The organism is Micromonospora sp. 4G55 (assembly GCF_016803375.1).
The window spans coordinates 1-8836 of record NZ_JAEVHN010000229.1 but is presented as its reverse complement, the minus strand read 5'-3'; the positions used below and the strand labels follow the sequence as shown (position 1 = coordinate 8836).

Sequence of the window (8836 nt, the reverse complement as noted above, 5' to 3'; positions counted from 1 at the left end):
CGGGCGTTGACCGGCCCGCTGGCCGGCTCGACGGCGCTCCTGCTCACCGCGGGGGCGCTGGCCTGGGCGGCGGTGGTCCTGGCCGGCTACGCCTGGCGACGCCGGGTCCGCCCCTGAGCGGGGCCGGCCCGCCGAAGGCCGGCCGCCGGAGGTGCCGCGCCGGAGTGACCGGGCGCACGTGGGGTGCGATTTGGTGCTCACCGTCGCGTGCCGTAACCTGATGACGAAGTTCCACCCAGAGACCGCTGGTCACCGTGCTCCGGCACGGTCGAAGGTCCCGCGATGACGGGCGACCCGCGCAGGGCGGTAAGCGAAAATCGGCTCTTCCCGTGGTCCGCCGACCATGGTGATCGTGCCGGCCCTCGCCCCGTGCGCCCTGCGCCGGGGCTTTTCTCGTTGTCGTGATCCTCCGCCGCCGTCCCAGGCCACCCGGCCTGCCGACGGCGACCAGCCTCGAGCAACGAGAGAGGAGGGACATGGCGGACAAGCCGATCCGGGCCGACAAGGCCACGGCCGTCGCTGAGCTGACCGAGAGCTTCCGTACCGCGGGCGCTGCGGTGCTGACCGAGTACCGTGGTCTGACGGTTTCCCAGCTCACCCAGCTGCGGCGCTCGCTCGGCAAGGAGACCACCTACACGGTCGCGAAGAACACGCTGGCCAAGCGTGCCGCGACCGAGGCGGGCATCTCCGGCCTCGACGAGCTGTTCACCGGTCCTACCGCGCTGACTTTCGTTTCGGGCGACGTCGTCGAGGCGGCGAAGGGGCTTCGCGACTTCGCGAAGGCCAACCCGAAGCTCGTCATCAAGGGCGGTGTCTTCGAGGGCAAGGCCATTTCCGCGGCCGAGGTCACGAAGCTCGCCGACCTGGAGTCCCGTGAGGTGCTGCTGGCCAAGCTGGCCGGCGCGATGAAGGGCAACCTGAGCAAGGCCGCGGCCCTGTTCCAGGCTCCGCTCTCCAAGACCGCCCGTCTGGCGGCCGCCCTGCAGGACAAGCGCGAGAAGGAGGGCGCCGAGGCGGCCTGAGGCCTCCCGGCGCACCCAGTTCTTACCTAACAGATTCAGGAAAGGACGCCAGACATGGCGAAGCTCAGCACCGACGAGCTGCTCGACGCGTTCAAGGAGATGACGCTGATCGAGCTCTCCGAGTTCGTGAAGCAGTTCGAGGAGACCTTCGAGGTCACCGCCGCCGCTCCGGTCGCGGTCGCCGCTGCCGGTGGCGCCGCTGCCCCGGCCGAGGCCGAGCCGGAGAAGGACGAGTTCGACGTCGTCCTCGAGGGTGACGGTGGCAAGAAGATCCAGGTCATCAAGGTCGTGCGTGAGCTGACCGGCCTGGGCCTCAAGGAGGCCAAGGACGCGGTCGAGTCCGCGCCGAAGGCCATCCTGGAGAAGGTCAACAAGGAGACCGCCGAGAAGGCCAAGGCGGCTCGTCGGGGGCCGGGCTCGGTGACCCCCCACGCGGGCGGGGAGCGGACCGCAGCGGGGGCAGCTCGGCCGCCCCGCCGGGACCGCCGGGCACGTCGACCCCGGGGAGTGGACCGGGCTTCATCGGCGGCCTCCCGTGGCGGGCGGGCGGCGGTGAGCAGCCCGCATGGACATCCGGTGCGGTGGCACCCGACTGCCGGAAGGGTACGTTCCGACACCCCCCAGCACCGAAAACCGCGGATACTCACCGGTAACCATGAGATTACTCAACTTCGCAGCGTGACGGTGTGCGCGCGGACGGATTTCCGTCGATATGCTGCACCGATGAGTCGGTGGGGCTTCGTCGGCCGAACGGATGAACTTGACCGTCTGCATTCGGCCGTGGACGGAGCCGAGGGGCGCGGGCTCATCCTCAGCGGCCACGCCGGCATCGGCAAGAGCCGGCTGCTGCGCGAGGGGGTCAGCGCGCTGCCCGTCGACCGCTACGCGATCTGGTACGTGGCGGCCAGCACCGCCACCGCGGCGCTGCCGTTCGGCGGGCTGGCCCAGGTGCTCCCCGCCGAGCAGCCACAGGGCCTCTCCCCCGCCGGCGTGCTGCGCTGGGGCGTCGAGGTGTTGCAGGAGCAGGCCGCCGGGCGGCGGATCGTGCTCGCCATCGACGACGCCCACCTGCTCGACCCGCCGTCGGCCGCGCTGGTGCACCTGCTCGCCCGCCAGGAGAACACCACCATCCTGGGGACGCTGCGCAACGGCGAGCAGGTGCCGCTGCCGATCCGGGCGCTGTGGACCGACGACCTGGTCGAGCACTTCGAACTCGCCCCGCTCGGTCCGGCCGAGACGGCCAACCTGCTCGCGGCCATCCTGGACGGTCCGGTCGACGCCGGCTCGGCGGACCGGCTGTTCCGGCTCTCCGCCGGCAACCCGCTGCTGCTGCGCGAGCTGGTGCTGGCCGCCGCCGGCGGCGGTGAGCTGGACCTCCGGTACGGCGTCTGGCGCTGGACCGGCCGGCTGGAGCTGGCCCCCAGCCTCACCGACCTGATCGACACCCGGATCGGGCGGCTGGAGCCGGGGGTGCGCGCCGTGGTGGAGCTGGTCGCCTTCGGCGAACCGCTCGGCCTGCACCTGCTCTACCAGGCCGCCGAGCAGGCCGACGTGGAGCTGGCCGAGGAGCGTGGCCTGATCACCATGGTCCGCGACGACCGGCGGCTCGACGTCCGGCTGGCCCACCCCCTCTACGGCGAGATGATGCGCCGCCGCTGCCCGGTCACCCGTACCCGGCGGTTGCAGGCCCGGCTGGCGGAGCTGCTGGAGCTGGTCGGCGCGCGGCGCCGGGGGCGACCTGCTCCGGGTCGCGGTGTGGCGGCTGGACTCCGGCACCGCCCAGGACGCCACGCTGCTGCTCGGCGCGGTCGCCCAGGCGTTCGCCCGGTACGACGTACCCCTGGCGACCCGGCTGGCCCGCGCGGCGCTCGACGCCGGCGGGGGCTTCGACGCCGCGGAGCTGCTCGCCACCATCCTGATGTTCGCCGACCGGCCCGACGAGGCGATCCGGGTGCTCGACGCGGTGGCCGGCGAGATCGACTGCGACCGGCGACGCAGCCGCTGGCTGACCGTGCGCGGCATGGTCAGCTACTGGGGGCTCAGCCGGGAGTCCACCGTGGAGGAAATCGCCCAGGCGGGCGCGGCCCTGACCGACCCGGGCGACCAGGCGCGGGTCCGCGCCTTCGAGGCGATCATGCGGCTGCACGGGTTGGACGGCAACGAGGCGCTCCGGCTCGCCCGGTCGGTGCTGGACCGCCCGGCCGCCAGTGTGGCGGCGCGGGAGCTGGCCCGCTGCACCATCGCCCACCTGGACGCGGCGCGGGGGCAGTTCCGCAACAGCGCGACCGCGATCGCCCGGGTGGCGGCGGAGGCACCGCACTGGCGCAGCGACATGCCCTACCTCCAACTCGCGATGGAACTGGCCCGCGGCACCCGGCTGGCCCTCGCCGGCGACCTGGCCGGCATCGACGCGATCGTCGCCGACGAGTTCGCCGACCTGGCCGGGGCCGGCGACTTCCGGCTCGGCACCGGTTATCTGGCGATCCTCCAGGCGTACGCGGCCCGGCTACGCGGCCGCAGCGGCGAGGCGCTCAAGGTCAGCCTCGGCGCCTGCGCAGTGCTGGCCACCAGCCGCGTCTACGCCGGACTGGCGCAGGCCGAACGGGCCCAGGCGGCGGCGCTGCGCGGCGAGGCCGAGCACGCCGCCGAGGCGATGGCCGAGGCCGACCGGACGCACGCGCCCCGGCATGGTGGTGCTCTACCCCTGGCTGGAGCAGGCCCGCGGGGCGGTGCTGGCGGCCGGGGGCGACCTGCCGGGAGCCACCAAGCACCTCAGCGACCTGGCCGACCGGCTCCGCGCCGACGGCTTCGCCGGGCACGAGGTGCTCGTCCTGCACGACCTGGTCCGGCTCGGGCAGGCAGCGGCCCCGGTCGGCCCGACCTGCACCGACGGCAGCCGGCGTACCGTGGCGCAACGGCTGGGTGAGCTCTCCGAGCAGGTCGACGGGGTGCTGCCGCCGCTGCTGGCCCGGTACGCCCGGGCCACCGTCGCCGGTGACGACACCGAGCTGCTGGCGGTGGCCGACGGCTTCGCCGCGCTCGACCTGCCGGTCTGGGCCGCCGAGGCCACCGCCACCGCGCTGCGCGAGCTGCGCCGGGAACGCGCCGTCTCGGCCGGCGCCGCCCACCAGCGACTCGCCGCCCTGGCTCGGCGTGCGACCAGATCCACACACCGGCGTTGGAGGCGCTGCGACCGTCACTGTCCGACCGGGAACGGCAGATCGCCACGCTGGCCGCCGCCGGGGTGACCAGCCGGGCCATCGCCGAGCGACTGTTCCTCTCCACCCGCACGGTGGAGAACCACCTCCAGCGGGTCTACAGCAAGCTGGGCATCACCGGGCGGGCGGAGCTGCCGGCGGCGCTGCGGTCGATCACGGGCCACGACGGCACGGAGTCGGCGTGAACTCTAGGCTGGGGCGGTGAGTTCCCTTCGCCCCGCGCTGCTGACCGACCACTACGAGCTGACCATGGTCAGCGCCGCCCTCCGGGACGGCACGGCCGAACGCCGCTGCGCCTTCGAGGTGTTCAGTCGGCGGCTGCCCGCCGGGCGGCGCTACGGGGTGGTCGCCGGGACGGGCCGGCTGGTCGACCTGATCCGCGACTTCCGCTTCGACGCCGACGAGGTGGACTTCCTGCGCCGCACCGGGGTGGTGGACGACCGGGCCGCCGAGTGGCTGGCCGGCTACCGCTTCTCCGGCGACGTCGACGGGTACGCCGAGGGCGAGCTCTTCTTCCCGGGCTCACCGATCCTCACCGTCTCCGGCGGCTTCGCCGAGTGCGTGGTGCTGGAGACACTGGTGCTGTCGGTGCTCAACCACGACAGCGCGGTGGCCGCCGCCGCCGCCCGGATGGTCACCGCGGCCCGTGGCCGCACCCTGATCGAGATGGGCTCCCGGCGGGCCCACGAGGAGGCGGCGGTGGCCGCGGCGCGGGCGGCGTACCTGGCCGGATTCCACTTCACCTCCAACCTCGCCGCCGGCCGGCGCTACGGCGTTCCCACCGCCGGCACCGCCGCGCACGCGTTCACCCTGCTGCACGACGACGAGAAGACGGCGTTCGCCTCGCAGGTCGCCACGCTGGGCAAGGACACCACGCTGCTGGTCGACACGTACGACATCAGCCAGGGCATCCGCAACGCGATCGAGGTGGCCGGGCCGGAGCTGCGGGCGATCCGGATCGACTCGGGCGACCTGGCGGTGATCGCCCAGCAGTCCCGGGAACTGCTCGACTCGCTCGGCGCCACCGAAACGAAGATCATCGTCTCGGGTGACCTCGACGAGTACGCCATCGCCGCCCTCGCCGCCGAGCCGGTGGACATGTACGGCGCCGGCACCGCCGTGGTCACCGGCTCCGGCGCGCCCACCGTCGGGCTGGTCTACAAGCTGGTCGAGGTGGACGGGCGCCCGGTGGTCAAGCGCTCCGAGCACAAGGCCACCATCGGCGGCCGGAAGGTCGCGGTACGCCGGCACAAGCCCACCGGCACCGCCACCGAGGAGATCATCGTGCCGCAGGGCGTGCCGGACCGGCAGCCCAACGACCGGCTGCTCCAGCGCTCCTTCATCGTCGACGGGGAGCCGGTCGCGCTGCCCTCGCTCGACGAGTCGCGGGAGCACCTGCGGCAGTGCCTGATCTCCATCCCGTGGGAAGGGCTCAAGCTCTCCGGCGGTGACCCGGCGGTGCCGGTCACCGTCGTCCCGGCAAGCTGACGAAGGAGTCACTCCGATGGCGAACGCCTTGATCATCGTGGACGTGCAGAACGACTTCTGCGAGGGCGGGTCCCTCGCCGTAGCCGGTGGCGCGGGGGTCGCGGCCGGTGTCTCCCGGCTGCTCGCCGCCGAGCCGGACCGCTGGGACCACGTGGTCGCCACCAAGGACTACCACGTCGACCCGGGCGCGCACTTCGGTGATCCGCCGGACTACGTCGACTCGTGGCCCCGGCACTGCGTCGTCGGCACCGCCGGTTCCGAGTTCCACCCCGACCTGGAGACCAGCCGGGTCGAGATGATCTTCCACAAGGGCGAGCACGCCGCGGCGTACTCCGGCTTCGAGGGGCACGCCGACGACGGCGAGTGTCTCACCGACTGGCTGCGCCGGCACGACGTGGACCGGGTCGACCTGGTGGGGATCGCCACCGACCACTGCGTCCGGGCCACCGCGCTGGACGCCGCCCGGGAGGGCTTCGCCACCACCGTGCTGCTCGACCTCACCGCCGCCGTCGCGCGGAACACCCTCGACGTGGCACTGCGGGCGATGGACGGCGCCGGCGTGACCCTGCGGGGCGAGCCTGTGATCAGGGACGCTTGACCCGGTAATCGCTTGCCGATGTCGTATCTCCGGTCAAGGATGGCCGCCGGAGGTACGGACCATCATGAACTTGACGCCTTACCGGCAAGCGCTCGCCCTGCCCGGGCTCCGGTCGTTGCTGCTGGTGTCCGTGCTGGCCCGTATCCCGCTCACCGCGACCGGGGTGACGCTCACCTTCTTCGTGGTGCTCGACCTCGGCCGCGGCTACGGCGCCGCCGGCCTGGTCGGGGCCGCGATGACCGTCGGGGCGGCGCTCGGCTCGCCGCTGCTCGGCCGCCTGGTCGACCGGCGCGGCCTGCGCCCGGTGGTCGCCCTGACCACCGTCGCCGAGGCGGTGTTCTGGGCGAGCGCGCCCACGCTCTCGCTGCCGGTGCTGCTGCCGGCCGCGTTCCTCGCCGGCCTGCTCGCCCTGCCGATCTTCTCGGTGATCCGGCAGTCCATCGCCGCGCTCGCCCCCGAGGACCGGCGACGCCCCGCGTACGCGCTGGACTCGATGTCCGTCGAGCTGTCGTTCATGGTCGGGCCCGCGCTCGCCGTCGCGCTGGCCACCACCGTCTCGGCGCGCACCACCCTCTGGGCGGTCGGCGCCGGCGTGGTCGCCTCGGGCATCGCGTTCTGGCTGCTCAACCCGCCCACCCGCAGCGCGGACGAGCCGGCCGGTCCGCAGCCCCGCACGCCCCGCCGGGAATGGCTCACCCCCCGGATGCTGGCCGTGCTCGCGGTCAGCGGCGCGGCCACGCTGGTGCTCGGCGGCACCGACGTCGCGGTGGTCGCCGTGCTGCGGGCCAGCGGCGAGGTCGGCTGGACCGGCGCCGTGCTCACCATGTGGGCGGTCGCCTCGTTGGTCGGTGGCTTCGCGTACGGGGCGGTCCGCCGCTCGTTCTCGCCGCTGGCGCTCACCGCCGCGCTGAGCCTCTGCACCATCCCGGTCGGGCTCGGCGGCGGCCACTGGTGGCTGCTCTGCCTGGCCTGCCGTCGTACCTCGCCCTGTCGTAGCCGATGAGCGCGCATTCGTCCGCGATGAACCGATGGCACTTCGAGGAGTTCAGCGCACCGCGGGGAAGCCGTAGCCCGCGCGGCCGTCGGTCATGTCCCGGTTGCCGACACGATCCCCGCCACCAATGCGCGCAACGCGGCAAACGACTGCCCGACGTCGACCCGGTCGGGCGCCACCAGCCACTGCTGGTGGATGCCGATCCCTGCCCCGACGATCGCGACCGCCAGCGCCTCGGTGGACAAGCCAGCTAGCGGCGCGAATCGGTCCAGCCAGCGCTTGCAGTGGCCGCGCAGGGTGTCGTGGATCGCGACGTAGCGGTCATGGATGGGCGAGTCCGGCTCCAGCGCCTCCACCAGCAGCGTGACGAACAGTTTGGTCGTGGGCTGCGCGAACAGTGCGTCGAGCCCCTTCATCATGCGGTCCAGCCCCGTCTCCACGCCCGGGTCGGGCGCGTCATCGAGGCTCGCGTGGACCTGGTCCACCGACCGTTCGAGCACCGCCAGTAGCAGGCCCTCCTTGCTGCCGAAGTGCCATGGAATGGACCCCCGACTGATCCCGGACCGCTCGGCCACATCGGCGAACGTCGTCTGCCGGTAGCCCTTGGTCGCGAACAGCTCCGCCGCCGCGGTGAGGATCAGCTCACGGCTCTCGCCGCTGGTCTGCTCCCGTCGCGTTGTCACGCCACCCCCCCTCTATGCTGGCCATAATAGTCTATGCTGACCAACACAGGAGATCATCTGCCGGACCGGCAACGCAACGAGAGCTCTAGGAGGGCCCACCCGTGAGACTCCCGAACACCGCGCACACTGAGCATCCGTGGCGCATCCACGAACTCACCGCTGACTTCAGCGTCGAGGACGTGTGGGCGTTTCGCACCCCCGGGGCTGGGCCTGACGAATTCCCGACGATGCTGGCAGCGATGCGGACGGCCGGCGGGCTGGCGAAACAAACCTGGCCGGTGCGGTTGTTGTTCGCCGTTCGGTGGAAACTCGGCGCACTCCTCGGCTGGGATAACCCGAGGGCGGGTGTCGGTGTCCGGGTTGCCTCGCTCCGCGGTCGCCTGCCCCGCGACCTCTGCGATGTTCCCCGGGGCCAGGACAACGACACCATGCCCCTGAAAGCGATCTACGAGCTCGGCATGGAGTCCGCTCGCGAGCTGGCGAACAAGACCGTGCACACCGTGATGCACCTCGGCTGGGCGCAGGGAGCCAATGGTGACCACGAGCTGCGGATGGCCGTCCTCGTCAAGCCCAACGGATGGTTCGGGCGGCTCTACATGGCTGCCATCGCGCCCTTCCGATACCTCATCGTCTACCCAGCCCTGACCAGGCAGTGGGAACGAGCCTGGCGCGGCCGCAACGATCTCGCGGCGCAGCATGGTGAACGGGGCTGACGATGAACGCCAGGAAACGACTGCTGCGCTGGGCGAGCGGCATCATGCTCGTGCTGGGGACAGGTCACCTGTTGTTGCTGACGCTGTTCGCCTGGGACGACATCACCGGCTGGGTGGATC

8 protein-coding genes and 3 pseudogenes are annotated in these 8836 nt (G+C 72.5%); 10 read left to right on the top strand and 1 reads right to left on the bottom strand.

The window, feature by feature from the left end; genetic code table 11:
- Nucleotides 1-476 precede the first annotated feature (476 nt).
- The 9 genes and pseudogenes from rplJ to JNW89_RS19015 all read left to right on the top strand — a co-directional run.
- Nucleotides 477-1022 carry a 50S ribosomal protein L10 gene (gene rplJ, locus JNW89_RS19055; protein WP_238449753.1) on the top strand — a complete coding sequence of 182 codons (546 nt, stop codon included), beginning with the start codon at nucleotides 477-479 and terminating at the stop codon, nucleotides 1020-1022.
- Nucleotides 1023-1076: 54 nt separating this feature from the next.
- A pseudogene (gene rplL, locus JNW89_RS19050) lies at nucleotides 1077-1442 on the top strand (50S ribosomal protein L7/L12); the annotation flags it as partial.
- A 303-nt stretch (nucleotides 1443-1745) separates the two neighbouring features.
- Nucleotides 1746-2084: pseudogene (locus JNW89_RS38875) on the top strand (AAA family ATPase); the annotation flags it as partial.
- A 691-nt stretch (nucleotides 2085-2775) separates the two neighbouring features.
- Nucleotides 2776-3948 carry a hypothetical protein gene (locus JNW89_RS19040; protein ID WP_238449932.1) on the top strand — a complete coding sequence of 391 codons (1173 nt, stop codon included), beginning with the start codon at nucleotides 2776-2778 and terminating at the stop codon, nucleotides 3946-3948.
- On the top strand, nucleotides 3929-4270 hold the full coding sequence (locus JNW89_RS19035) for a hypothetical protein (RefSeq protein WP_238449931.1): 342 nt from the start codon (nucleotides 3929-3931) through the stop codon (nucleotides 4268-4270). The genes JNW89_RS19040 and JNW89_RS19035 overlap by 20 nt, the downstream gene beginning before the upstream one ends.
- Nucleotides 4267-4425 (top strand): response regulator transcription factor, encoded by a 159-nt coding sequence (locus JNW89_RS19030; protein ID WP_238449930.1) that lies wholly within the window; start codon nucleotides 4267-4269, stop codon nucleotides 4423-4425. The genes JNW89_RS19035 and JNW89_RS19030 overlap by 4 nt, the downstream gene beginning before the upstream one ends.
- A gap of 16 nt (nucleotides 4426-4441) precedes the next feature.
- Complete coding sequence (locus JNW89_RS19025; RefSeq protein ID WP_238449929.1) at nucleotides 4442-5728, top strand: nicotinate phosphoribosyltransferase; 1287 nt, start codon at nucleotides 4442-4444, stop codon at nucleotides 5726-5728.
- 16 nt (nucleotides 5729-5744) lie between these two features.
- Nucleotides 5745-6326 carry an isochorismatase family protein gene (locus JNW89_RS19020; RefSeq protein ID WP_238449928.1) on the top strand — a complete coding sequence of 194 codons (582 nt, stop codon included), beginning with the start codon at nucleotides 5745-5747 and terminating at the stop codon, nucleotides 6324-6326.
- Between the two features lie 64 nt (nucleotides 6327-6390).
- Nucleotides 6391-7293, top strand: a pseudogene (locus JNW89_RS19015) (MFS transporter); the annotation flags it as partial.
- A 119-nt stretch (nucleotides 7294-7412) separates the two neighbouring features.
- Here the strand turns inward: JNW89_RS19015 and JNW89_RS19010 are convergent.
- Nucleotides 7413-8003 carry a TetR/AcrR family transcriptional regulator gene (locus JNW89_RS19010; protein ID WP_238449927.1) on the bottom strand — a complete coding sequence of 197 codons (591 nt, stop codon included), beginning with the start codon at nucleotides 8001-8003 and terminating at the stop codon, nucleotides 7413-7415.
- Between the two features lie 101 nt (nucleotides 8004-8104).
- Between JNW89_RS19010 and JNW89_RS19005 the strand changes: the two genes are divergently transcribed.
- Nucleotides 8105-8716, top strand: coding sequence for a DUF2867 domain-containing protein (locus tag JNW89_RS19005; RefSeq protein WP_238449926.1), 612 nt, complete (start codon nucleotides 8105-8107; stop codon nucleotides 8714-8716).
- The last annotated feature ends 120 nt before the right edge of the window (nucleotides 8717-8836 follow it).

What these genes read in the sequence shown, in the direction of transcription:
- rplJ (WP_238449753.1), top strand. Translation starts at nt 477, where the DNA reads ATGGCGGACAAGCCGATCCGGGCCGACAAGGCCACGGCCGTCGCTGAG.
- JNW89_RS19020 (WP_238449928.1), top strand. Translation starts at nt 5,745, where the DNA reads ATGGCGAACGCCTTGATCATCGTGGACGTGCAGAACGACTTCTGCGAG.